Source organism: Bacillus sp. XT-4, from assembly GCF_050864245.1.
Lineage (GTDB): Bacteria > Bacillota > Bacilli > Bacillales > Bacillaceae > Bacillus > Bacillus altitudinis.
This window is the reverse complement of record NZ_JBPAFI010000001.1, coordinates 157,053-181,657: the sequence shown is the minus strand read 5'-3', so window position 1 is coordinate 181,657 and position 24,605 is coordinate 157,053. Positions and strand designations below refer to the sequence as shown.

Genomic DNA, 24,605 nt, shown 5'->3' with positions numbered 1-24,605 from the left:
AGATTCTGAGTAGAAAGGGAGGGGAATTGGTTCGCGTGTATGTCATCATTTTTTTCCTTTTGTTTGGCGCCATCGCAGCGCTTATGGTGTCTGGCATGTTCCAGGAGTTGGACAACCAGATCATCTTATCGTTTGAAAACATCAGACTTCCTTTTTTAAATGATGTCATGCTGACTTTGACTGACTTTGGTATCAGTGCGCTGCTTGTCCCAATCATGCTCATCTTTAGCGTGGTGCTGTTTATGTATAAACGCTACCACTCTATTATGCTGCTTTTTCTACTATATATAGCAGAAAAAACGGTCAATCATGAACTGAAAGGACTGTTTGCTAGAGAGCGTCCAGCCTTTGATCATCTAGTGAATGAGACCTATTACAGCTTTCCGAGCGGACATTCTATGAATGCAGCAACGATCTATCCATTTATCGCCTATCTATTCATTGAAATGGTTCCGTGGCTGAAAAAGAGACAAAAAGCAGTCTACATGGTGACAGGGTGCTATGTGCTGATGATCGGCATCAGCAGGATGTATATCGGTGTTCATTATGTCACTGATGTAGCAGGGGGCTTTGCGATAGGACTAGCTTTATTTCTCATATGTAAAAAGATTGACGAAAAATTGTCCGTCATTCGACAAAAATAGAAGAAGGAAATTCATAGATCCCAGCCAATTTTATATAAAAGGGGAGGGATTTGAATGCAATTGACGTTGAGATTTTTTCAAAAGAAACCTTCAGCTTATCACTTAACCATTTATCAAACACCTGAATATGGTGCAGAAAGCGGGCATCAGCCTGTGTACCGGACAAAGATTGGCGGCAGGACACACCTTGATGTACTGGAAAAAGCATTCTCGACATTTAATGTACAAGATACAGTCCCTAATGATTACAATGCACGGTTTATCACAACTGGGGATATCGTTGTGATTGATGACCAGAAAAAAGGGAAGTGCTACTACCAGCTCTTTCCGGCAGGATGGAAACGCAGTGAACGCCTAATGACGATGAGTTAAATATAAACGACGATGCCAGCTTTACTTTCAGCTGGTATTTTCTTTTTTGAACGCAATCGTTTATAATAAATGGGACTAAACACATGTTAAACGTAAGTGGAGGCTAAAAAATGAGTGTACATATTGGAGCAGAAAAAGGACAAATTGCAGAAACGGTATTGCTGCCAGGCGATCCGCTTCGTGCGAAATATATTGCAGATACATACTTAGAAGATGTTGTGTGCTATAACGAAGTGCGCGGCATGTATGGTTATACTGGAACATATAAAGGAAAACGCATTTCTGTACAAGGTACTGGAATGGGCGTACCGTCTATTTCGATCTATGTGAATGAGCTGATCCAAAGCTATGATGTTCAAAACTTAATCCGTGTTGGCTCTTGCGGAGCGATCAAAAAAGATGTCAATGTACGTGACGTCATCTTAGCTCAAACATCATCAACAGATTCTCAAATGAACCGTGTGGCATTTGGACCGATTGATTACGCACCATGTGCTGATTTTGGTTTACTGAAAAAAGCCTACGACACAGCAGAAGCGAAAAATGTAGCTGTGCGTGTTGGGAATGTATTTACAGCAGACCAGTTTTATAATGAAAAACCACTTGAGCTGATGGACCAATATGGAATTCTAGCGATCGAAATGGAGACAACGGCTCTTTATACGCTTGCTGCAAAATTTGGCAGAAAAGCGTTGTCGATTCTGACAGTGAGCGATCATGTGCTAACAGGAGAAGAAACAACTGCTGAAGAGCGTCAAACGACATTTGACGAAATGATCTTAATTGCACTAGATTCTGTTTTATAATAGTATAAAGGGTGTGCTACGATGTAGCGCATCTTTATTTTTTTAGTAGAGCAAAAGGAAGGTATGTCATGAAGAAAAGCTATAAAATACTCTCAATCGCATCGATTCTTGGTTTGACGGCCGCATTATCAGGCTGCCAGTTGCTGGATCAGAAAAGCGGTACCACTGAATCTAACAAAACAAACGAACAAAAGAACGCAGCAAGTTCATCATCCCAGCAAAACTCAAACGATACGGCAGATTCATCTAATCAAGAGCTGACGTTAAAGAGTGAATATTTCAATGACATCAAGGTAGTGAGCGGACTGAAGACCATTCAAAACCCTGAAAATGTGCTTGCTTTAGTGAACAAAGAATATGCACTGCCAGGAACCTATAAACCTTCTGATCTCGTTGTACCAAAAGTGGAATTCTCTTTTTCAGAGGATATTGAAAAACGATATATTCGAAAAGAAGCAGCGGAGGCACTTGCAAAGTTATTCAAAGGTGCTAAAAAGGAAAACTTTGAGCTTGCTGCAGTATCTGGCTATCGTTCCTATGATCGTCAAAAAGTCATTTTTGATAGTGAAGTGAAACTAAAAGGGAAAGAAAAAGCCCAAGAAGCCGTAGCCTTACCAGGCGAAAGTGAGCATCAAACAGGTCTTGCCATGGATATTTCCTCAAAAAGTGCCGGCTTTGAAATCTCTGAAAAATTTGGTGAAACACCTGATGGTAAATGGGTAGCCAAAAACGCTTATAAATATGGCTTTATCATCCGTTATCCAAAAGGGAAAGAAGACATCACGAAATATGAATATGAGCCGTGGCACTTGCGCTATGTAGGGAAAGAAGCTGCAAAAGCGATGCATGATCATGATTTAACTTTCGAAGAGTATATGAATAAAGTGAAGAAAATATAAACAAATAAAAGGCCTCCCGAAGCTGGGAGGCCTTCTTTTATACGCCGTTTTAAAAAAAGAACAAACCTGCTAAAGCGAAGCCGGTAATAAAACCGAGACCGATGCCATAAGCTGCACCCCAGCCATAATAACCTCCGTAATATCCATAACCAAAGCCCCCGCGGGACCCGCCGACTGGCCGGATATAAACTTTGCGGTTTGACACCCGCTCAATACGTCCAACATGTACTCTGCCATTTCGATCAGTAATTCTAGCTACTTTCCCCATATGCTGCTGACAAAGTTTATAGTAGCGCTCCATGTTTTTCCTCCTTATGACAAACTCTTTTCACTCTTATCCTATGCGAAAGACTTCATAGAGTTTGGACAAAACATATAGGAGATTCGCTCATTTTATACTGTACATTCAAATACAAGGTGACTCAGATGTTCTCGGTGTGTTTGAATCAGGTCATAGTGTGTCTGTAATGTATCATAAAGAGAAGATGGTATTTGATCTGATAATTCCATTTCGGTCGGCTCTTCCTGCACCATGTGTTCATCAAATGAGAGAATCTGAATGTCACGGAATCCTGCGGACGCTAACTGTTTTTTCCATTCAGGAAATGAAAAGAGGGAGTGAAACCCATAAAACTCCCGAATGGTTGCCTGTTCTTTTGAGGGGAGCGGCACTTTTAACACAGCCTCATTTGCGATCAATTGCTTTCCAGGAGCAAGCACCCGTTTGATCTCAGCAAGCGCAGCAGGTAAATGGGTGAAACTTAAAACAGATTCACTGATCAGTAGAGAGAACGAGTCATCTGAAAATGGCAGGTGTTCGATCGATGCTTGCTGTGCACGGAAAGGTAGTTGTTCCCGCTCGAATCGCAGATTGGCTTTTTCAATCATCAAAGGGTGTGTATCAATCGCCTCTACTTCATAACCTAAATGTCCTAGATAGGCGGCTGTTTGTCCTGTGCCGCATCCAACATCCAGTATACGATCGTCAGACGCCAAGTGAAGATGCTCAATCATCGTTTTTGTTAGCTCAATTCCGCCAGGATGGGCACCTGATACACCAAAATAGGCAAGCATTTCTACATAGTCACTCATGGAATCCCTTCTTTCTTTATCATGTTTCTCTCTAAAGATTATGCATTGCAAGGCGAAATGGCTTATCTTTTCAAATAGAAGTTTGATCCTTTGGTTGACGGATGAAGAATCGTCCTTGATAATAATGAAAGGAGATAAAGGTGGTGTTTTTTTGAAAAAACAATTCAAGTTCGTGATAGCCATTCTGGTGACAGCAGCGCTTTCCTCAGCGATTACATTTGTGATCACAAAACAAGGTGCTGTCAGCGTTTCAGGAGATGAGAAGTTTAGTAAACTCATGGCTGCATATACGAAGGTAAAAAACGAGTATTACGAAAAAACGGATGATCAAAAACTAGTAGACGGTGCGATTCAAGGAATGATTGCATCACTTGATGATCCATACTCTACATATATGGATCAGGAGGAAGCCGAAGGATTTAACAACACGATTTCATCTTCATTTGAAGGAATTGGTGCACAAGTAGAAGAGAAGGATGGACAAATTTTAATTGTCGCACCGATTAAAGGCTCTCCTGCTGAAAAAGCTGGTTTGAAACCTCATGATCGTATTTTAAAAGTGGATAGTAAAAGTACAAAAGGTATGTCAGTGAATAAAGCCGTTTCTCTTATCAGAGGGAAAAAAGGAACGGATGTCAAACTGCATTTGAACCGACAAGGTGTTGGGAATGTAGATGTCACGATCACAAGAGATACGATTCCACTTGAAACGGTGTATGCAAAACTAACAAAAGATAAAATAGGCGAAATCCAAATCACGTCTTTTGCTGAAACCACGTCTAAAGAGTTAGATAAAGCGATTGATGACCTCGAGAAAAAAGGGGCAAAAGGTTTTGTCATTGATCTGAGAGATAATCCAGGCGGCATTATGACAGAAGCAATTGAAATGAGCAATGACTTTATCGATAAAGGAAAAGTCATTATGCAGGTTGAGGAAAAAGGAAAGAAACAAGTGTACAAAGCGGAAAAAGAACGCAAAGTTCATCAGCCGACAGTTGTTCTTGTAAACGGCGGTTCAGCGAGTGCTGCTGAAATCATGGCGGCAGCTCTGCACCAATCCTCTAGCATTCAACTGGTTGGAGAAAAGACATTTGGTAAAGGGACTGTTCAGAATGCGCAAAGCTACAATGATGGTTCTAGTGTGAAATTAACCATTGCCAAGTGGCTGACACCAGACGGGTCTTGGATTCACAAAAAAGGAATTGAGCCACAGGTGAAAGCATCTCTGCCGAGCTATGCGAAGCTGCCATACTTAAGTCCGAAAAAGACGTATCAACTGAATGATGATGGAGATGAAGTCAAAGCGGCTCAAAAAATGTTCCAAGCGCTTGGCTACAAAGCAAAAGCCAATGGAGAATACGATCAAGCATTCCAGTCGATCGTGAAAAGTTTCCAATCAGATCACGATCTAAAGGCTGATGGTATTCTGACAGGGGATACAACGACGGTACTGATGACAAACATACAAGATAAGCTCAAGAAAAATGACACGCAAATGAAAAAAGCCATTGAAGTGTTGAAAAAAGAAATGAAATAGAAAAAGCAGTCCTCATCAGGGGACTGCTTTTTTTCTTGTATTACGCTTTGTTAGCCACAGGTTCCGTTGTTTTCCCATTCTTTTCAAACAAATCACTTGTCACAGCATTAGATGTGACATTCTTTTGGAAGAATGGATTCAAAATCAGGATGACCACAACGTTTGCTAGTAAACCAAGAAATCCTTCATAAAGACCAAACGTGACTTGTGAGATATTGGCTGTAAAGGTGACGATGATGCCAACAACTAAACCCGCAATCGTTGCTTCTCTCGATTGTTTTTTCCAGAACAAGCTGATGGCAATGGCTGGGAAAATTTGAACCATTCCTGAAACACCGATCAGCTGAAGCGTGACAAGCGCAGTCGGGAACAGCATACCGAATAAAAGAGCAAGCCCGATCACGATAAATACCATCGAACGTGTAATGATCGTTAACCGTTTAGGTGACACAGTTGGATGGATTAAATCACGGTACAAATTATTGGCAAATAAATTCGACGCCCCAATGGCCATGATCGAACATGGAATGAGAGAAGCAAGTGCAATCGTTGAATACGCAAGCCCCTGCATCACGCCGCCATATGACGTCTGAATTAAATGAAGAAGAGCAAATCTTGGATTTGTATCTTCCGGTAAGACTAAAAAGGCAATGAAGCCAAGGAAGATGACCAAAATCAATACAATGTTGTAAAGAGGTAAAAACATACTGTTTTTACGGATGGCATCTGCGCTTTTGGCTGTGAAAACACCAGTTGCTGCATGTGCCCACATAAATAATGCGAGTGCAGAAACACCTGATGCGGTAATAAACCACAAAATGCCTTTAGGCCCGCCTTCAGGAATCGTCAGAAGCTGTGGGGCTTCCTTAGCTAACGTATTCATCATTGGTGTCCAGCCGTTAAAATGAATAATCGGGAGGGAAACGACCATAAAGAGCATGATCACCCAAACAAGAATATCTTTAATAATGGCTGTATATGTAGGACCTTTAATACCACTGAAAAATGTATAAAGTGCAACTAAAATAAATGAAATTATAACAACTGCATTCACATTAATATAACTCGTTCCAGCGACAGTTAACGTATCTTGAATCCCGCTGAGCTGAAGACAAATGTATGGAATGAGCATGAGTACACCAACAATGGCAATCAAACTGGATAACAGTTTACTGTCAAATCGCTCACGTGCATAATCAGCAAGTGTTGTCAGCTTGTGATTTTTTGCAACCGTCCAAAGTTTTGGTAAGAAGAAATACGCAATAAAATAAGCAAGAACTGAATAGGGGATAGCGAAAAAAGCAACACTTCCCGCTGTATAAGCTGTACTTGTGAGCCCTAAAAAGGTATAAGCAGTATATAAGTCTGCGCCAACAAGGAACCAGACGAGAAGCCCGCCAAATTTTCTCCCGCCAACAGACCATTCTTCTACTGATTGTCTTGATGATTTATCACGACCAGCGGCAAAACCGATGACCACGACGATGAAAATGATACTTGCAGTTATCAATAAAGCTGTTAAGTTTCCTTGCATTCGTCAGTTCCTCCATTTGAATGTTGCATCCTGTAAATGATAAATGTGCAAACGGGTGTGAGTACAATCCATAGTAAGAGCCAGAAGTGGAAAAAGGGCAGCCCGATGACAAATGGATGAATACGATTCACAAAGGGGAGCAGTGCAAGCTGTCCAATGAATGGAATCGCGATGAGTAGCGCCAGTATCAGTTTTTTGTTCATGTTTTCCTCCTCTAATATTTTGTAATTTCATAATAATAGCAGTTGTCAGATTAGATCACAAGACCATTTTCAGAAAAAACAATCATTTTTATGAATATCATACTAATATAACGCTTTCATTTTTAAAAAGAGGTAAATAGAGAAGAATGAGAAAGGAAGACTTGAAAATAAGTATGGAAAAATAATATTTAGAGCAAATAAAAAAGCCCCAGCATGAAGCTGAGACTGTGCCGTTTTTTATAGGAAATCAGATACTTCTTCGATGTCAAAACGATTGCTTTTATGAGCTTCTTTTGCTGCTTTGCCGACAGAAATCAACATCACTGGTTCGTATCGACCACTCACATTGAATTCTTTTACGTACGCTTCTTTGCTGAAACCGCCCATTGCGCATGTATCATATCCCATTGCTTTCGCCGCAATCATTAACTGCATAGCAGCTAACGAAGCGTTTGAATACGCAGCTTCACGTGCATATTGCTCGCTTTGGTAAGCACCATTGATTTGCGTCATCAGTGTTTCTTTAATATCTTCTGTGATGAAGCCTTGTTCTGCTAGCTCACTGTAGATTTTTTCACCCTTTAGATTGGCTTCAAGGTCACCTAGCACAGCAATCACAGCTGATGCTTGAGAGACTTGTTTTTGGTTGTAAGCAATTGGAAGAAGCTTTGCTTTTGATTCAGCACTATGGAACACAGTGAAATGCCAATGCTGAAGGTTCCAAGCAGATGGTGCTTTTGTTGTGATATCAAGAAGCTCTTTTAACTCTTCTTTTGTCATTTCATGAGTTGTATCATACTCTTTTACTGAAGCTCTTTCTTTTAAAATGTCAATCGTTTTTTGATCGCTCGCCATATGGATATTTCCTCCCGTTTTTGCAAATAGTATGGTACAATAAATAAAAAAGTGAGAAACTTACTTATTGTAACTAGAGATATATTTTAAATTGTACACCGTTAGTTTGTCAAACGATTATGAAAAGAAAGGCTGAAATATATGGAATTTCAATTATGTCCAAACATTCAGCAAGCTTTTTTGCTTCTTGGCAAAAGGTGGAATGGTCTCATCATTCATGTATTGCTTGATGGTCCGAAGCGGTTTAAAGACCTGACGGACATTATTCCATCCATCAGTCAAAAAATGCTCGCAGAACGCTTAAAAGAGCTTGAGCAAGAAGGAATCATAAAGCGCACTGTACTTCCTGAAACGCCAGTCAAAGTCATCTATTGTCTAACCGAAAAAGGGAGTGCATTACATGGTGTGTTCGGAGAAGTATCGCGCTGGGCAGGGGAGTATGCTGGATCTCATGTAAAAAAGGAGCAAGCCTAGTTTTAGGTTTGCCCAAACGTTTTGTCTCCTAATGAATATGCTGATGTTAGGCACATGACAAAGGAGGAGAAAAGCATGTACCCTCATACTCCGTATTTTCGAGGCGGTGCCCCTGGCATTCCGCCATATGAATCTAGAGTCCCTTTGTTTTTTGGTTTTGGCGCTCCTTTAGTCGGCGGACTGCTTGGCGGATTTCTAGGAAGTGCGATTTTTAATTATCCTCGTCCATATTACCCGCCACCACCACCGCCTGTTCCACCACCTTATGGCGGCGGATATCCACCATATTATTAAGAAAAAAGAGTAAGCCTGCTTCCATTTCAAAGCAGGCTTTTTATAATGGAATATCAATTTCAGAAATGCCTGGATCATCATGCTTTAAAAACATAATTTCTAAAATACCATCTTGATACGAAGCCTTCGTTCCTTTTCTTTTCACAGCAGCAGGCAGGACAACCTTCTTTTGTTTATTCTCTTCAGGAAAATGATCAATAAACAGCAGATTGGCTGTATGTTTGATTTTTACTTTCTCCGTGTTCGGACGATCGAGCTCTATTTTGACAAACACGTGATCTGTCGTCTCAAATACTTCAACATTCGGCTCTTTCTTTTTTTTATCGTCTGTCTCTCTTTCTTTCTGCTTCTGAGACAGCGGATCCTGAAAGGGGAATTGAGCAGAATAATTGGAGCCGAAAACACTTTCCATGACTTGATTGACATATTGCTCAACGTCTTTAGGATCTGAATTTTTTAACGCTTCTTTTGAAAATTGCTTTTGAAAAGGAAATAATCGGTTCCAGTCAAACATGCAAATCATCCTTTCTAAATGCCCTGAATTAGTATATGCCCATAAAGTGATGTGCGTGCTATAATATACGATAGGTTTAGAAAGGAATGGTTAGATTGAACGAACAGCAATCAAAAGGTGTCTTATATACGGCTGCATCTTTTACATTATGGGGGTTATTCCCATTATATTGGAAGCTGATGGAGCATATTTCGTCAGGCGAAATTTTAGCGCACAGAATCATATGGTCCTTTGTTTTTATGTGCGGTATTCTTTTATATTTAAAGCAAGTCCGTCCAGCGATGCAGACTGTGAAAGGTCTGATGATAGATGGAAAAGCACTTTTTTCATTACTTTTATCGGCTATTTTAATTTCGGTCAACTGGTATGTATACATTTGGGCTGTAAATCACGATCTGATGCTGGAAGCGAGTTTAGGGTATTATATTAATCCGCTTGTATCAGTTTTACTAGGCATCATTTTCTTAAAAGAACGACTGAATAAAATGCAAACCACCGCCATTCTCATTGCTGCAGCTGGGGTCATCATCTCAACTGTTCAGTACGGCTCATTTCCTGTCGTGGCTTTCGTATTGGCTTTTAGTTTTGGGTTTTATGGACTGATTAAAAAAAGGATGAGTTTTACGAGTGCCATTGGATTAACCATTGAAACACTGCTTCTTGCACCAGCTGCGCTTGTTTACTTATTCTTCTTCTTAAAAGAACCTGTTGTCACGATGAATCCGAGCAGCTTCGGCTCTCTTGGGCTATTATTTTTTGCAGGTGTCTTTACAGCTGTACCGCTTCTTTTATTTTCTGAAGGAGCCAAAAGAATTCCTTTATACCAAGTTGGTATTTTGCAGTATATTGCACCAACTATTACACTCTTTTTGGGGCTATTTGTGTATCACGAACACTTATCTGCAGCAAAAATCGTGACATTCCTCTGTATTTGGGTGGCGATTTTACTATTTACAACCTCTCAACTCCGAATGAAAAAAACAGCGAATTCTCATTAAAGAGACGAAGCAGTTTGCTTTTTTTTGCAGGCGGATCATGTCATAATAAGTTGTTACCAAAACTGTAGAGGTGATCACATGTCATCAGTCGATGAGCTTGCACACGCTTATCAATCTTTATGGAAAAATCGGCAGCTTGATGTAGTGGATATGACTTCATTACACGAGGCGATACGAGATGATTTGCTTGATGCACGCACCCATCCTCGCGCAAGAAAGTCATTACATCAAAAGTATGTACTCGCTGTGGAAAGAATTTTAGAAAGCACGATTGAACAGGGTCATCAACTACAGCTGATCAGCTTACATACGAAAAAGCTGCGAGAACTAATTCAAAATGAAGGAAGGAACCACTCATGAAACCAATTCAAACGGAAGATGTCACAGCACATCTTGAATCGTTTTTAAATCGGCCAGTCTTCGTTCATCTTGAAACGACAACTGGTTCTTATTCAGCTCATGTGAATGAGCAAAATATGACGGTCGTGGCGTATATCCGCAACGCAAAAGTTGTCTATTCACAGGCAAAAATAAAAGGACAAGGTCCATACCGTGTCGGAATGAAAACAGAAGATGGCTGGATTTACGCAGAAGGTTTAACCGATTACGTGTTTGATGAACAAGGTCGCCTGCTGTTAGCAGGACACCTGCCAGACGGAAAACTAGCGATCTCATTACAAATTAGTGAAACACCATTTCAGGTGTAGGAGAGAGGGGAACAGTGATGAACGAACATGTACTTGTGATGCTGCCTCACCCCGACGATGAATCCTTCGGGGTCGCAGGGCTCATCGCGCAAAGCAGAAAACGTGGAATTCCAGTGACGTATGCATGCGGGACACTTGGAGAAATGGGAAGAAATATGGGAAGTCCAACTTATGCTAACCGTGAGACACTTCCTGAATTAAGAAAACAGGAATTAATCAATGCATGTAAAGAAATGGATGTCACAGACTTGCGAATGCTTGGTCTTCGAGATAAAACGTTGGAATTTGAAGATGATGAGTATTTAGCGGATGTGATGGAACGCATAATTGATGAAGTGAAACCAACTCTTATTGTCACGTTTTATCCAGGTCATGGCGTACACCCTGATCATGATGCGACAGGTGAAGCGGTCATTCGTGCTCTATACCGCAAGAAAAAAGAAGACCGTCCTGTCACATACTGCATGGCCATTACGAAAAATCGAGAAGAAGTGCTAGGAAATGCCGATATTGTGATTGATATTACGGATGTAGCCGATATCAAATTAAATGCACTAAGAGCGCATAGAACACAAACAGAAGGCATGCTAAGAGAGCTTGAACAAAAGCTGAAAAACAAAGAACCAGTCGTTCAAAAATGGTTTGATGAAGAAATTTTCTGGACGTATCAATGGAATGACTAAATGAAAGGCAGCTGACTTCAGTCAGCTGCCTTTTCCTGTTGTATCAGAATGCATACGTCTTTCAATCAACCTCAGACGAACAAATAGGACGATGGCACCTGCGGCAAGCCCAGTAATCAGCCCAACCCAATAACCAAACGCTCCAAATGAGGTATACGTGCCAATCAAGTAGCCAGCTGGAAGGCCGATGACCCAGTAAGAGACAAACGCAGCAATCAGTGTATAATTCACATCTTTATAGCCGCGCAGAGCCCCTTGAATGGGTGCAGCGATCGCATCAGACAGCTGGAAAAAGATCGCATACATCAAAAAGTGCTGTGTCATTTGTAAAACAGCTGATTCAGTTGTATATAAACCAGCGATCTCAGGTCTAAATAACAAGATGAGGGCTGCGGTACATAATGAGAACAAAACAGCTGTTGCAATGCCAATATAGCTGTAGCTTTTTGCGTCTTTATACCGCATGGCACCGGCTTCAAAACCCACAACAATCGTTAAAGCCATTGAGATACTAAGCGGCAGGATATATAAAATAGAAGCAAAGTTCATCGCTGCTTGGTGACTGGCGATTGTCACGGTATCAAAGTGACCCATTAAGAGCGTGACAGCTGCAAAAATACTTGTTTCAAAAAAGATCGCAAACCCAATAGGGATACCGATTTTCAGTATTTGACCCATTCGGAAAACGTTGAAGCGAGGTAATGTCTGAAACAACCGAAAGGATGCAAACGGTTCGGCTTTGATGACAATACAAATACTCATGATGAAAATCGCCCAATACGTCAGTGCAGATGCAAGACCTGCCCCTGCACCGCCAAGCTTTGGAAACCCAAAGTTTCCAAAAATAAAGAGATAATTTAAAACAAAATTAATAGGAAGTGCGGTTAACGTAATGAACATCGTCACACGTGTTTTTCCTAATGCATCAATGAACGATCTCATGACTGAATAACCAAAAAGCGGGATGATTCCAATAGCAAGGAAGCTGAGAAAATGACGGGCAATGATTTCTACGGATGGTTCAAGCCCAAGTCTCCCTAAAATAAAAGGAACACACAACGATCCAATGACAATCACCACGATACTTAAAAGAAAAGATAAATAAATGGCCTGAAAGACTGCACGAGGAACGTCTTCCCTGCGACCGCCGCCCATCAACAGAGCCACTATAGGGGTAACAGCCATTAAAATACCAGCGAGACCAGTATAAACAGGTGTCCAAATGCTCGAACCGATCGCTACACCTGCTAGGTCTTCTGCACTCACTTTTCCAGACATCACCGTGTCTAAAAATGTGATGAGCGAAAGACCTGCTTGTGTAATTAAAATCGGAATCAATATGGTTAAAAATTGTGCCAACTTTGCTCGAATACTATTCGTTTCTCTCATCATAAGTTCCTCTCTGAACAGAAATAACGAGAGGAATTATATCACGCTATGTAAAAAAATCAATTCTCCGTCGGATTATTTTTCTTTGAGGGCTTCGTTTTTTTGAACATTTGGGCATAAATAAAAGAAAGACTGACAACACCTAAAATGCTGCAAGCATATTGAATCACTTTTTGAATGGTCATATTGAATTCACCTCCATACAAATAGAATGTGCACAATTTGTTATTTTATGACACAAGCGAAAGAAGGAGGGACATGGTGAGATGATCAATCGCACAAATGAAGAAGCGATGTTTAAGTTAGAAATGAAATCTCATTTAACGCAAATTATGATGGATGCAAGGAAAATCGTCGATTCGCTTGACCAGACGGAACAATGCCTTCTTTGTGAACTCGAATCATTGCATGATCAGTTTAATGAAATGCATGCAGAGGCTTCCTCGTTTTATTTACAAGCATATATGGAAGAATTCACACCAGGTTTTGCTCAATTTTCTTTAGCTATTGAGAACTTATCAAAACAAAAGCATGGCGCACTGATTGTGATTCAAAGGAGAGATGAGGTGGAGGATTATATACAAAAAGGGACAAACCTCCATGCGAAAATTAGCGCATCATTAATAGAAAGCATTTTCTATCCTGGAAACCCACTTCATGATGGCGCCCTTTTAGTAAAAGAAAACACGCTTGTTTCCGCTGCAAATGTCCTACCGCTCACCTCGAAAAAAGTCAGCCCTTCTCTAGGCACAAGACACCGGGCAGCTATTGGACTTTCTGGCATGACTGATGCCCTTGTTCTTGTGGTATCAGAAGAAACAGGAAAAATGTCGTTTGCGAAAGAAGGCGTCCTCTATCCGTTAACTGTAAAAGATCAAGAAATCAGAAAGTAAACATGAACACAGCATTCTTCATTGGGAAGGGTGCTTTTTTTATTGAGGAGAAAAAACAGGCAATTAAGTAAAAAGTCATTTGATACAGAAAAATTTGTCATGTAGAATAGAACTATGAAACTAGCAACGTGCTTGTTTTGACAAATTTCTAAACGTCAACTTAAAAATTCCTTAAAAAATGTTTATAAATACAGCAAACAGCCGATAGAAACGATATGGCTTTGTTTTAGCATTTTGAGTTTGTTGCTCTAACCTATTTAGTATTGCCCAACGTCTTCATGTCGAGTAATATAATAGAAATAAAGATAAAATAGTGCAAGAGTAGCAGAACCATTAAATGCTAAACTCAAAACTAGTACATAAGTCTTATGGAACGAAATCATGAAAGGCGGAGATTTATCTATGAAGAAAAAAGTAGTAACCGGCCTCACAGTTTCAGCGATCGCGGGCTCAGCTGTTATTGCTGCACCGGCAGAAGCACAGACGATCAAGGTGAAAAGCGGTGACTCACTTTGGAAGATTGCCGAACAGTACAACACAAGTATTTCGGAACTTCAATCTCTTAATCAATTAAAAACGACGATGATTTTTGCAGGACAAAGCTTAAAGATTCCTGGTGCAAAAAGTTCAAAATCCAGCTCATCAACAAGTTCAAAAGCAACGAAATCAAGTGCTTCAACAACATCTAGCTATACAGTCAAGCTTGGGGATTCATTATGGCTGATTGCGAAGAATCACAAAATGTCAGTTGCAAGTTTGAAAAGTTTGAACAGCTTAAACAGTGACCTCATTCGTCCTGGACAAAAGCTGAAAGTGTCTGGAACGACGAAAACGAGCGGCAGCCAGTCCTCAAATTCAAACTCAACATCTAATTCCAGCTCAAGTAACAAATCAACGAATTCTAATAGTTCATCATCAGCATCTAGTACATATAAAGTAAAATTAGGCGATTCACTTTGGAAAATTGCCAATTCGTTAAACATGTCGATTGGTGAAATTAAAACATTGAACTCGCTAAAATCTGATATGATTTATCCAAATCAAGTATTGAAGGTAAAAGGAACGGTGACGTCAAAACCAAGTCAGCCGAAAGCACCTGCTCAACCTAGCACGCCTTCAAACAGCAATCAGTCTTCAAGTAGTAAAACCACATCTTATACGGTTAAATCAGGTGATTCATTATGGAAAATTGCGAATCAGTTTAAGGTGCAGGTTCAATCAATCCGCACAGCAAACAGCTTGAAAAGTGATGTGCTGAGAATTGGACAAGTATTAAAAATCAACGGAACAGCTTCCGGTTCAACTGGATCTAATGGTTCTACGTCAAACGGTTCAACAACACCGGTCAACAATAATAAAACTGACGTTCCAATGAATGCAAAAATCACGACAATGATTCAAGAAGGTAAAAAACTCACAGGCATTCCTTACAGATGGGGTGGCAATACACCAGCTGGATTTGATTGTAGCGGCTTTGTTTACTATCTCATTAATAAGGTTTCATCAGTATCTAGATTGAGTACAGCAGGATACTGGAATATGATGACGCCTGTCAGCACACCACAAGTTGGAGATTTTGTTTATTTCACAACGTACAAAGCAGGTCCTTCTCATATGGGACTATACCTAGGTGGAGGAGATTTCCTTCATGCAAGTGACAGCGGAGTAGGAATTTCAAACTTAAGCAATCCTTATTGGAAAAAAGCCTACCTAGGCGCAAAACGTTTCTTCTAAAAAAGCCGATTTTCGGCTTTTTTTGTTTGCCCGTTGCTGTGATTGTCCATACTGATATCAAAAGGGGGCAGTCATAAATGAAAAAGTCAGTGTGGATGATCATGATATGTTTGATCTTTACCGCATCAGCATGTCATGCACCGCCGAAAAAAGAAACGACAGAAGAAACAAGAGAAGTTGCCGCACCTAAACAAGCACCAGTCACAACGTCACTCATAAACGAAAGCGGGCAAAAAATAGGGAGCATTGAAATAAGAGAGTCCTCAGAAAATGGGCTGGATCTGCATGTGAAAGCGAAAGGACTGCCACCAGGTCCGCACGGCTTTCATATTCATGAAACAGGAATATGTGAAACGCCAGATTTTGAAACAGCAGGTGCACATTTTAATCCGACCCATAGAGAGCATGGCTTCGACAACCCAAAAGGGCATCATGCTGGAGATATGCCTAATTTAGAAGTAGGGGCAAATGGTCAAATTGACGTCGTTGTGAATGTTCCGAATGTGACGGTCAAAGGAGGCCCGAATCAATTGGTTGATCAAAACGGGCGAAGTTTTATCATCCATGCAGAAGCAGATGATTACTTAAGCAACCCTTCTGGCAACTCAGGGAAACGCATTGCTTGCGGAGCCATCACAAAAGAAATGGTAAAATAACAGAAGACGAACCTTTATGTATTGAGTGCATAAAGGTTTTTTTAGTATACTTGGTGAGGAAAATGATCGAAGAGAGGAATTAATCATATATGTTTAACCAACCAGCACTCCCAGAAGAAATTCAAGCAATGATCGAAGCAAAAGGAAAAGTTCTCGAAGAAGAATTTCGTCCGCTTATCGGAACAGGCGGCTATGAATCACAAGATACGTCTATTATTCAAGATGCCATGATTGCACTTGCCCTAGGAAAAAATGTTCTGTTAAAAGGACCGACGGGCTCAGGTAAAACCAAACTAGCAGAAACTTTATCTGCGTTCTTTCAACAGCCGATGCACAGTGTAAACTGCTCAGTTGACCTTGATGCAGAAAGTCTTATTGGCTATAAAACCATCCATAATGATGGACAAGTTGCTTCTATAGAATTCATTGAAGGACCCGTTACAAAAGCAATGAAAAAAGGACACCTTTTATATATTGATGAAATCAACATGGCAAAACCAGAAACACTGCCTATTTTAAACGGTGTGCTTGATTACAGAAAAATGATGACAAACCCATTTACAGGTGAAGTCGTTAGAGCAGAAGAAGGTTTTGGCGTGATTGCAGCAATCAATGAGGGATATGTGGGGACAGTGCCGCTCAATGAAGCGCTGAAAAACCGTTTTGTCGTCATTGAAGTTCCTTACATTGGCGGTGGCATTTTAAAAGAAGTACTGCACACTCAATCCGTATTAAAGGATGAGCGTTTAATCGATCAATTCGTACAGCTCTCATCAGATCTCATCGTCCAAGCACACAATGGACAGGTCAGTGAAGAAGCCGCATCCATTCGCGCACTGTTAGACACATGTGATCTTGCGCAATATATTCCGCCGCTTCGTGCAATTGAACGAGGAATTGTAGAGAAGCTAGAAGATGACCGGGAAAAAGCAGCGGTAAGAAATATCGCTCAAACATTATTCGAGTGAGGTTCTGACTTTTGAAATTCATCAAATTTAATGACAGCAGAATCGATTCATTTCTATTTATGGAATTAACGGATTTAGCCAAAACACTTGCCAAAAGTGATGATGTGGAGCTTGAATACGGTGTTCAATCGTACTATGAACCGTTTGAAAAGAAAATTTTCATCAGCCATTTTTGGGATGATCGTCATCAAGAGGATATGATGGCAGGCCTAAAAAGTGATGTGTTTCTGCGAGCAGTAGGGACAGTGTATAGCGATCTTACAGTATTTGAAGACATCATTCGCTATGCCCACACATTATCCATTCCTGATGTGTGCAAACAATTGTTTATGCTGTTTGAAGATATCCGCATTGAAGAGCGGATTAAACGTGACCGCCCAGGAACAAAAAAGGTATTTAAACGAAGAAGAGAGCTTTACAGACGTCACTTTAAAACACAATTAACGATTAACCAAGAGCGTAGTATTTTAACAGATGCACTCTTTTGTGCGATATACGTGAAGCTGACAGCCGAATCTCCGCTTGAAGAAATTCCACCCCTTCATGAGCGGATAGATCCAATGATTCCGTTTATTGAGTCGAGTCTTGAACGTGTATATGACGCACGCTCGACATCTGATATCGCCACTATTGTGAAGGAATTGACAGAAGGCTTCGATGAGCTCCTTGAAAAGGATATGCTGAATACATACTTCTTCTTCCCAGAATTGGACTATGAAAAAGCGGCAAAAGAACCGCTTTTCCATGACCTCAAAAGAAAGCCTAAATTAAGTGAGGATATAAAAGTCGATCGGGAAAAAGAGGGGGATGAAGACATCCATAATGAATATATGGAAGTATGGCATAGAGAAACGGAAGCACCATCTAAAAGTTTCCTTCAATTTGATTTAGAACACGGTGGTAAAAGCGATCTCGGTAAAGATGCGGCAAGAGAAGGTGACGATGGAGATCAGGCGCTTGGAACGGTTCAAGGTTCAGCCAAACAAACCCATCGAAAAGACTATTCAAAGCTTGAAGCACTAGAAGAGGCAGAAGGAGAAGAAAGCGGGGCAGATGCGCATGAGAATGGAAAAGAAAACAAATATGCATTTCCAGTCATGATTTCACCAGAACCTCCTGCACCAGAGCAAATAGATGTGTACAAGCAGCACGCAAAGGCAATCGAGCCTTATCAGAAACGCTTAAAACAAATGATTCAAAAAACACTTGAGCATAAAAAATCATGGCCAAAAACAGATCTTCATGCAGGACGTCTCAGCAAAAAGCTCATTCGTTATTTTACAGAGTCCAATCCTCGACTATTTTATAAAAAACAAGCGCCATCTTCTCAAATTGATGCTGTGTTCACTTTATTAGTTGACTGCTCTGCAAGTATGTTTGACAAGATGGATGAGACAAAAAAAGGGATTGTTCTGTTTCATGAAGCATTAAAATCAGTTCAGGTACCTCATCAAATTGTAGGGTTCTGGGAAGATACAAATGACGCAACTGAAACAAGTCAACCGAACTACTTTAACACCGTCGTATCGTTCAAAGATTCCTTATTTGACGCAGGACCATCCATTATGTCACTTGAGCCAGAAGAGGATAACCGGGATGGATATGCGATTCGCCAAATGACAAAAATGATTTTAAAACGAAGAGAAGAGCAAAAGTTCCTCATTGTTTTCTCAGACGGAGAGCCGGCTGCATTCAGCTACGAACAAAATGGGATCGTGGATACACATGAAGCGGTTCTCGAAGCGAGAAAAAAGGGAATTGAAGTGATCAATGTGTTTTTATCCAATTCTCCGATTGAAGAGGCGCAGATGAAAACGATCCAAGATATGTATGGCAAGTTCAGCATTTTTGTACCGGATGTCGATACATTGCCAGATGTGCTATATCCATTACTCAAGAAATTGCTGCATAAAAGCATTGGGGCATAAGGTTTTGCCCTTTTCTTTAAAATATTTTTCGGAATGATTTAAATTTTTTGTTTTTCTTTGAATTTTTTATCTTTAATTGAACAAAGAATGTAGAAAGTAATCCGAAACAGTGGTAGAATATGATTGGAAGCGTTTTATTACATAAATTTGGTCATTGTGTTCTGGAAGTTATATCGAGATAGTGTTCAATCACTTGATGATCAAAGTTGGGGGTAGTGTTCAAAATGTTTCAAAATGATGTGAAACAACCGTTGAGTTGGGAAGAATTTCATGGTCCGAACCTCGGCTACGTGCTCGAGCTCTACGATCAATATGTCCAGGATCCTACTAGTGTTGATGAAGACATAAGAGGCATATTTGATGAACTTGGTGCACCACCGAGTGAAATGAAGGAGGAAATTGGGAAAAAAGAAAATAGCGTAGTTACTTCTGAACAAATCCAAAAGATAGCATCAGTCGTTAAACTGGCAGAAGACATCAGAACGTATGGCCATTTAAATGCTTCCGTCAATCCTCTTCGCAAAGAAAAGGAATTACAAGAGCTGTTTCCATTAAAGGAATACGGTTTAACTGAAGAAGACGTTAAGAATATTCCAATATCAATTATTAGTCCAGATGCACCTAAACACATTTCAAACGGCATAGAAGCCATTAACCATTTGAGAAATACGTATAAGCGTACCATTTCATTTGAGTTTGATCACGTACATGACTTCGAAGAGCGCAACTGGCTCTCTAAATCTATTGAGTCTGGCGAATTATTTAAGAAAAAACCAGCAGATAAACTAGTTTCTGTACTCAAAAGATTAACAGAAGTCGAGCAATTTGAGCAGTTCCTTCATAAAACATTTGTTGGACAAAAGCGTTTTTCTATAGAAGGATTAGACGCACTTGTTCCAGTACTTGATGAAATTATATCCGAGTCTGTTACACAAGGGACTTCAAATATTAACATTGGAATGGCACATAGAGGCCGTTTAAATGTATTAGCACATGTGTTAGGAAAGCCATATGAGATCATTTTCTCAGAATTCCAGCATGCACCAAATAAAGAGCTTGTACCATCAGAAGGCTCTATTGGCATCAGCTACGGATGGACAGGGGATGTAAAATATCATCTCGGTGCTGACCGCCAAATCAAAGATGAAGATACAAAGAGTGCAAGAGTCACACTTGCCAATAACCCAAGTCACTTGGAATTTATTGATCCGATTATTGAAGGAAGCACTCGTGCTGCGCAAGAATCGCGTACTCAAAAAGGCTATCCAGTTCAAGACGTTGAAAAAGCGTTAGCCATCTTAATTCATGGGGATGCTGCATTTCCTGGAGAGGGAATTGTCGCAGAAACATTAAATTTAAGTCAATTAGTCGGCTATCAAGTGGGGGGAACGATCCATATCATTGCCAACAATATGATTGGATTTACCACAGAAAGCAATGAATCTCGTTCAACGAAATACGCTAGTGACCTTGCAAAAGGTTTCGAGATTCCAATTGTTCACGTCAATGCAGACGATCCAGAAGCTTGTTTAGCAGCTGTTCAGCTGGCGGTAGAATACCGTAAACGGTTTAAGAAGGATTTCTTAATTGACTTGATTGGCTACCGCAGATATGGGCATAACGAAATGGATGAGCCTTCTACTACTCAGCCAATGCTGTACGATGCGGTCAGAAAGCACAAAACGGTCAAGAATATCTTCGCAGATAAGCTTGTCACTGAGGGTCTTCTATCAAAAGAACAAAGAGAAGAAATTGAGCAGGCTGTCACGGCAAAAATTGAAGAAGCTTATAAAAAAGTGCCTTCAAAGAAAGAACATACGATTCAAGAAATCGAACTGCCAGAGCCTGTATCTAACGGCTTCCCTGCAGTTGATACATCTGTAGAGTTTGATGTATTAAGAAAGCTGAATGAAGAATTAATTAGCTGGCCGAAAGACTTCCAAGTATTCGGTAAGCTCAAGCGGATCCTTGAAAAACGTGCAAAAGTGTTTACAGATGATCGCAAAGTGGAATGGTCACTTGGTGAAGCACTGGCATTTGCATCTATATTAAAAGACGGTACGCCGATTCGAATGACCGGACAGGATTCTGAGCGAGGCACATTTGCTCAAAGAAACCTTGTTCTTCACGACAGTCAAACGGGTGATGAATTCATTGCTCTTCATGAACTGAGTGATGCAAATGCATCATTTACAGTCCATAATAGTCCACTGTCAGAAGGCTCTGTCATCGGGTTTGAATATGGTTATAATGTCTATTCTCCTGAAACATTAGTGATTTGGGAAGCTCAATTTGGAGACTTCGCAAATGCGGCTCAAGTGTATTTTGATCAATTTATTTCAGCAGGCCGCGCCAAGTGGGGACAAAAGTCAGGGCTTGTGATGCTCTTGCCACATGGATATGAAGGACAAGGTCCAGAACATTCTAGTGGAAGAACAGAACGCTTCTTGCAATCAGCTGCTGAGAATAACTGGACAGTTGCGAACCTGACAAGTGCAGCTCAATACTTCCATATTCTTAGAAGACAGGCGAAAATGCTGCTTCGTGAAGAGATTCGTCCTCTTGTCATCATGACACCGAAGAGTCTGCTTCGAAACCCGAACACATTATCCGAAGTCCAAGAACTAACAGATGGACAGTTCCGTCCAGTTCTTGAACAGCCGGGCCTTGTGCATGATCATGAAAAAGTAACACGCCTTGTGCTATCGAGCGGGAAGGTATCGATCGATATTAGTGATCGTTTTACTCAAATGGAAGACTCAAAAGATTGGCTTCATATTGCGAGAGTGGAACAATTATATCCATTCCCAGCCAAAGATATTAAAGCCATTTTATCAAAACTGTCGAACTTAGAAGAAATCGTATGGGTGCAAGAAGAACCGCAAAATATGGGCGCTTGGGGATATATTGAGCCATATTTACGTGAAATTGCATCTGAAAAAGTAAAAGTACGTTACATCGGCCGCAGAAGACGTTCAAGTACGGCTGAGGGTGATCCAACTGTTCATAAAAAAGAACAAGAACGAATTGTATCTGATAGCTTGACTCGCAAAAACTAAGGGGGAAATGAAAAATGGCGGAAATTAAAGTACCTGAACTAGCGGAATCAATCTCGGAAGGAACAATTGCTCAGTGGCTAAAACAGCCGGGCGATTATGTTGAGCAGGGGGAATACCTGTTAGAACTTGAAACAGATAAAGTCAATGTCGAATTGACAGCTGAAGAATCTGGTGTTCTAAAAGAAGTACTGAAAGATTCTGGTGACACTGTCCAAGTTGGAGAAGTCATCGGAACGATTGCAGCAGGTGAAGCTGGCGGAAGCGAGTCCGCAGCTCCAGCACCAGCTTCGAAAGAAGAACCAGCAGCTGAACAAAAAGAAGAGGCAGCAAAAGAAGAGCCGAAATCTGGTAATGGCAGAACGATCGCTTCTCCAGCAGCTAGAAAACTAGCAAGAGAGAAGGGGTTAGACTTATCTGAGATTCCAACCGCAGATCCGCTGGGCAGGGTACGAAAGCAGGATGTAGCTTCTTACCAAAAGAATGAAGCTCCTGCAAGTGCACCGAAAGCCGCGCCAAAAGCAAATGCTGCGGTGCAAAATGATCAAGCAGGGAAACCAGTTGAGCGTGAAAAAATGTCACGCCGCAGACAAACCATTGCAAAACGTTTAGTTGAAGTTCAACAAACGGCAGCGATGCTGACAACATTTAATGAAGTCGATATGACAGCTGTCATGGATCTAAGAAAGCGTCGCAAAGATGCCTTCCTTGAACAAAACGATGTGAAACTGGGCTTCATGTCCTTCTTCACAAAAGCAGTGGTAGCAGCACTTAAAAAATATCCACTTCTCAACGCAGAAATTCAAGGTGATGAGCTTGTCATTAAAAAATTCTATGACATCGGTATTGCTGTAGCCGCCAATGAAGGGCTTGTGGTACCAGTTGTCCGTGATGCAGACAGACTATCGTTTGCTGGAATTGAAAAAGAAATCGGTCATCTTGCGAAAAAAGCAAGAGATAACAAATTATCGCTCAATGAATTACAAGGTGGATCATTCACGATCACAAACGGAGGAACATTTGGTTCTCTGCTTTCAACACCAATTTTAAACAGTCCTCAAGTTGGAATTTTAGGTATGCATAAAATTCAACTTCGTCCTGTTGCAATTGATGAAGAACGCTTTGAAAACCGTCCAATGATGTATTTAGCTCTTTCATACGACCACCGTATTGTCGATGGTAAAGAAGCTGTTGGGTTCCTTGTCACGATTAAAAATCTACTTGAAGATCCTGAACAGCTTTTGCTTGAAGGATAATCGAAAGAAAAAGCTAGTACCGATGAGGGTACTAGCTTTTTTGGTCTTTATTTTCTGAGTAGCCTCTTTTTGACCAAAATGTTGCCAGCCAAGAGCCAGATAAATTATGCCATACGCTAAAAATGGCACTGGGGACGGCGGCAAGTGGAGAAAAATGTGCGGTTGCAAGGGCTGCGCCAAGTCCAGAATTTTGCATCCCTACTTCTATTGAAATTGCTCGTTGAGAAGGAATGTCCATTTTACACCATTTTGCAATGAGGTAACCCAATAATAGACCAAGAGCATTATGTAAAACAACAACGGCAAAAATAAGCAGTCCAGATTGCAATATCTGTTCTTTATTTGCGCTGACAACAGCTGCGATGATGGCGACAATGCCAGCAACAGATACAAGTGGAAGTGCTTGTACAGCATACGTCACTTGTTTTTTAAAAAACAATTTGACGATAACCCCTAAAATAATCGGAATTAAGACAACTTGGACAATCGACAAAAACAAAGCACCCGGTGATACAGATAACCAAGATTTTGCAAAAATATAAATAAAAACAGGGGTCAAAATGGGAGCAAGTAGTGTCGAGATCGTTGTCACGGCAAGGGATAAGGCCGTATTTCCTTTCGCCAAAAAGGTCATTACATTGGATGCAGTCCCGCCTGGACAGCAGCCGACGAGAATGACACCGACAGCGATTTCAGAAGGTAAATGTAACCCATAGGCCAATAAAAATGCTATGAGTGGCATCAGTGTATACTGCGCTAAAACCCCAATCAATACATAAAGAGGCTTTCTAAAAAGCTCTTTAAAATCTTCAGAAGACAGCGTCAGCCCCATACCAAACATAATAATGCCCAGTAAAAAAGGGATATAAGGTCCAATCAAAGAAAATGCCGCAGGAAAAGTAAAACCTAGACAAGCAAAGACAATGACCCATATAGCGAATGTTCTTCCTGCAAAGTGACTAATGTGTAAAAGGGTGTTCATACTATCTTTCAACTCTCTTTCTTTTCATATCTTTTCTATTTTAAATGAATTTTCTGAAAAAACAACCTATGATTTTGCGAGGGGTGTTCATAATATTATTATGTAAACTAATAAAAACCCACATAGTAAAT

27 protein-coding genes are annotated in these 24,605 nt (G+C 40.6%); 18 read left to right on the top strand and 9 right to left on the bottom strand.

Features of this window, described 5'->3' with window-relative positions; genetic code table 11:
* The first annotated feature begins 35 nt into the window (after positions 1–35).
* The 4 genes from ACRRMM_RS00860 to ACRRMM_RS00845 all read left to right on the top strand — a co-directional run bounded on the left by ACRRMM_RS00860 (position 36) and on the right by ACRRMM_RS00845 (position 2,721).
* Positions 36–644, top strand: a complete 609-nt coding sequence (locus tag ACRRMM_RS00860; protein WP_017359684.1) for a phosphatase PAP2 family protein — start codon at positions 36–38, stop codon at positions 642–644.
* 54 nt (positions 645–698) lie between these two features.
* Positions 699–1,016, top strand: coding sequence for a YodL domain-containing protein (locus tag ACRRMM_RS00855; RefSeq protein WP_007500756.1), 318 nt, complete (start codon positions 699–701; stop codon positions 1,014–1,016).
* Between the two features lie 110 nt (positions 1,017–1,126).
* Positions 1,127–1,822 (top strand): purine-nucleoside phosphorylase, encoded by a 696-nt coding sequence (deoD, locus tag ACRRMM_RS00850; RefSeq protein ID WP_007500754.1) that lies wholly within the window; start codon positions 1,127–1,129, stop codon positions 1,820–1,822.
* A gap of 68 nt (positions 1,823–1,890) precedes the next feature.
* Complete coding sequence (locus ACRRMM_RS00845; RefSeq protein WP_007500752.1) at positions 1,891–2,721, top strand: M15 family metallopeptidase; 831 nt, start codon at positions 1,891–1,893, stop codon at positions 2,719–2,721.
* Positions 2,722–2,770: 49 nt separating this feature from the next.
* Here ACRRMM_RS00845 and ACRRMM_RS00840 read toward each other — a convergent pair whose 3' ends face one another.
* The gene (locus tag ACRRMM_RS00840) at positions 2,771–3,022 is read right to left on the bottom strand and encodes a hypothetical protein (protein ID WP_008346452.1); all 252 of its coding nucleotides are present in this window, start codon (positions 3,020–3,022) and stop codon (positions 2,771–2,773) included.
* Positions 3,023–3,114: 92 nt separating this feature from the next.
* The gene (locus ACRRMM_RS00835) at positions 3,115–3,813 is read right to left on the bottom strand and encodes a class I SAM-dependent methyltransferase (RefSeq protein ID WP_008346454.1); all 699 of its coding nucleotides are present in this window, start codon (positions 3,811–3,813) and stop codon (positions 3,115–3,117) included.
* 151 nt (positions 3,814–3,964) lie between these two features.
* Between ACRRMM_RS00835 and ACRRMM_RS00830 the strand changes: the two genes are divergently transcribed.
* Positions 3,965–5,350, top strand: coding sequence for a S41 family peptidase (locus tag ACRRMM_RS00830; protein WP_008346456.1), 1,386 nt, complete (start codon positions 3,965–3,967; stop codon positions 5,348–5,350).
* Between the two features lie 40 nt (positions 5,351–5,390).
* Here the strand turns inward: ACRRMM_RS00830 and ACRRMM_RS00825 are convergent, their stop codons facing one another.
* From ACRRMM_RS00825 to ACRRMM_RS00815, 3 genes are all read right to left on the bottom strand, one after another.
* A complete protein-coding gene (locus ACRRMM_RS00825) occupies positions 5,391–6,884 on the bottom strand; it encodes a sodium:solute symporter family protein (RefSeq protein WP_007500747.1) in 1,494 nt (497 codons plus the stop codon).
* Complete coding sequence (locus ACRRMM_RS00820) at positions 6,869–7,087, bottom strand: DUF3311 domain-containing protein (RefSeq protein ID WP_017359680.1); 219 nt, start codon at positions 7,085–7,087, stop codon at positions 6,869–6,871. The genes ACRRMM_RS00825 and ACRRMM_RS00820 overlap by 16 nt, the downstream gene beginning before the upstream one ends.
* A gap of 237 nt (positions 7,088–7,324) precedes the next feature.
* Entirely contained in the window at positions 7,325–7,942 is a 618-nt protein-coding gene (locus tag ACRRMM_RS00815) for a nitroreductase family protein (RefSeq protein WP_008346464.1), read from the bottom strand.
* Between the two features lie 141 nt (positions 7,943–8,083).
* Between ACRRMM_RS00815 and ACRRMM_RS00810 the strand changes: the two genes are divergently transcribed.
* Positions 8,084–8,416, top strand: a complete 333-nt coding sequence (locus tag ACRRMM_RS00810) for a winged helix-turn-helix transcriptional regulator (protein ID WP_008346466.1) — start codon at positions 8,084–8,086, stop codon at positions 8,414–8,416.
* A gap of 75 nt (positions 8,417–8,491) precedes the next feature.
* Positions 8,492–8,710, top strand: coding sequence for a hypothetical protein (locus ACRRMM_RS00805; protein ID WP_003215921.1), 219 nt, complete (start codon positions 8,492–8,494; stop codon positions 8,708–8,710).
* Positions 8,711–8,750: 40 nt separating this feature from the next.
* Here the strand turns inward: ACRRMM_RS00805 and ACRRMM_RS00800 are convergent, their stop codons facing one another.
* Positions 8,751–9,224, bottom strand: coding sequence for a germination protein GerT (locus ACRRMM_RS00800; protein WP_008346468.1), 474 nt, complete (start codon positions 9,222–9,224; stop codon positions 8,751–8,753).
* Between the two features lie 86 nt (positions 9,225–9,310).
* Here ACRRMM_RS00800 and rarD point away from each other — a divergent pair, with 86 nt between their 5' ends.
* The 4 genes from rarD (at position 9,311) to bshB2 (ending at position 11,612) form a co-directional block, all read left to right on the top strand.
* Entirely contained in the window at positions 9,311–10,222 is a 912-nt protein-coding gene (rarD, locus tag ACRRMM_RS00795; protein ID WP_034646492.1) for an EamA family transporter RarD, read from the top strand.
* Positions 10,223–10,300: 78 nt separating this feature from the next.
* The gene (locus ACRRMM_RS00790) at positions 10,301–10,582 is read left to right on the top strand and encodes a hypothetical protein (protein WP_008346472.1); all 282 of its coding nucleotides are present in this window, start codon (positions 10,301–10,303) and stop codon (positions 10,580–10,582) included.
* The gene (locus tag ACRRMM_RS00785) at positions 10,579–10,929 is read left to right on the top strand and encodes a YojF family protein (RefSeq protein ID WP_008346474.1); all 351 of its coding nucleotides are present in this window, start codon (positions 10,579–10,581) and stop codon (positions 10,927–10,929) included. Before ACRRMM_RS00790 ends, ACRRMM_RS00785 begins: the two co-directional genes overlap by 4 nt.
* Before the next feature lie 17 nt (positions 10,930–10,946).
* The gene (bshB2, locus tag ACRRMM_RS00780) at positions 10,947–11,612 is read left to right on the top strand and encodes a bacillithiol biosynthesis deacetylase BshB2 (RefSeq protein ID WP_007500738.1); all 666 of its coding nucleotides are present in this window, start codon (positions 10,947–10,949) and stop codon (positions 11,610–11,612) included.
* 21 nt (positions 11,613–11,633) lie between these two features.
* Here the strand turns inward: bshB2 and ACRRMM_RS00775 are convergent, their stop codons facing one another.
* Both ACRRMM_RS00775 and ACRRMM_RS00770 read right to left on the bottom strand, forming a co-directional pair.
* On the bottom strand, positions 11,634–13,001 hold the full coding sequence (locus ACRRMM_RS00775) for an MATE family efflux transporter (protein WP_428828406.1): 1,368 nt from the start codon (positions 12,999–13,001) through the stop codon (positions 11,634–11,636).
* Positions 13,002–13,060: 59 nt separating this feature from the next.
* Positions 13,061–13,186 carry a hypothetical protein gene (locus ACRRMM_RS00770; protein ID WP_003215647.1) on the bottom strand — a complete coding sequence of 42 codons (126 nt, stop codon included), beginning with the start codon at positions 13,184–13,186 and terminating at the stop codon, positions 13,061–13,063.
* Between the two features lie 81 nt (positions 13,187–13,267).
* Here ACRRMM_RS00770 and cdaS point away from each other — a divergent pair, with 81 nt between their 5' ends.
* The 7 genes from cdaS to odhB all read left to right on the top strand — a co-directional run bounded on the left by cdaS (position 13,268) and on the right by odhB (position 23,492).
* A complete protein-coding gene (gene cdaS / locus ACRRMM_RS00765) occupies positions 13,268–13,894 on the top strand; it encodes a sporulation-specific diadenylate cyclase CdaS (protein ID WP_024718575.1) in 627 nt (208 codons plus the stop codon).
* Positions 13,895–14,296: 402 nt separating this feature from the next.
* A complete protein-coding gene (locus ACRRMM_RS00760; RefSeq protein WP_025207502.1) occupies positions 14,297–15,628 on the top strand; it encodes a LysM peptidoglycan-binding domain-containing protein in 1,332 nt (443 codons plus the stop codon).
* 77 nt (positions 15,629–15,705) lie between these two features.
* A complete protein-coding gene (locus ACRRMM_RS00755) occupies positions 15,706–16,284 on the top strand; it encodes a superoxide dismutase family protein (RefSeq protein WP_125590369.1) in 579 nt (192 codons plus the stop codon).
* An 89-nt stretch (positions 16,285–16,373) separates the two neighbouring features.
* Positions 16,374–17,252, top strand: coding sequence for an ATP-binding protein (locus tag ACRRMM_RS00750; protein WP_017359496.1), 879 nt, complete (start codon positions 16,374–16,376; stop codon positions 17,250–17,252).
* Between the two features lie 11 nt (positions 17,253–17,263).
* On the top strand, positions 17,264–19,180 hold the full coding sequence (locus tag ACRRMM_RS00745; RefSeq protein ID WP_428828405.1) for a vWA domain-containing protein: 1,917 nt from the start codon (positions 17,264–17,266) through the stop codon (positions 19,178–19,180).
* A 224-nt stretch (positions 19,181–19,404) separates the two neighbouring features.
* Positions 19,405–22,239, top strand: coding sequence for a 2-oxoglutarate dehydrogenase E1 component (gene sucA, locus ACRRMM_RS00740; RefSeq protein WP_035703265.1), 2,835 nt, complete (start codon positions 19,405–19,407; stop codon positions 22,237–22,239).
* Between the two features lie 14 nt (positions 22,240–22,253).
* Positions 22,254–23,492 (top strand): 2-oxoglutarate dehydrogenase complex dihydrolipoyllysine-residue succinyltransferase, encoded by a 1,239-nt coding sequence (gene odhB / locus ACRRMM_RS00735; RefSeq protein WP_048003182.1) that lies wholly within the window; start codon positions 22,254–22,256, stop codon positions 23,490–23,492.
* A 31-nt stretch (positions 23,493–23,523) separates the two neighbouring features.
* Here the strand turns inward: odhB and ACRRMM_RS00730 are convergent, their stop codons facing one another.
* The gene (locus ACRRMM_RS00730) at positions 23,524–24,474 is read right to left on the bottom strand and encodes a bile acid:sodium symporter family protein (protein ID WP_048003181.1); all 951 of its coding nucleotides are present in this window, start codon (positions 24,472–24,474) and stop codon (positions 23,524–23,526) included.
* Positions 24,475–24,605: the final 131 nt, after the last annotated feature.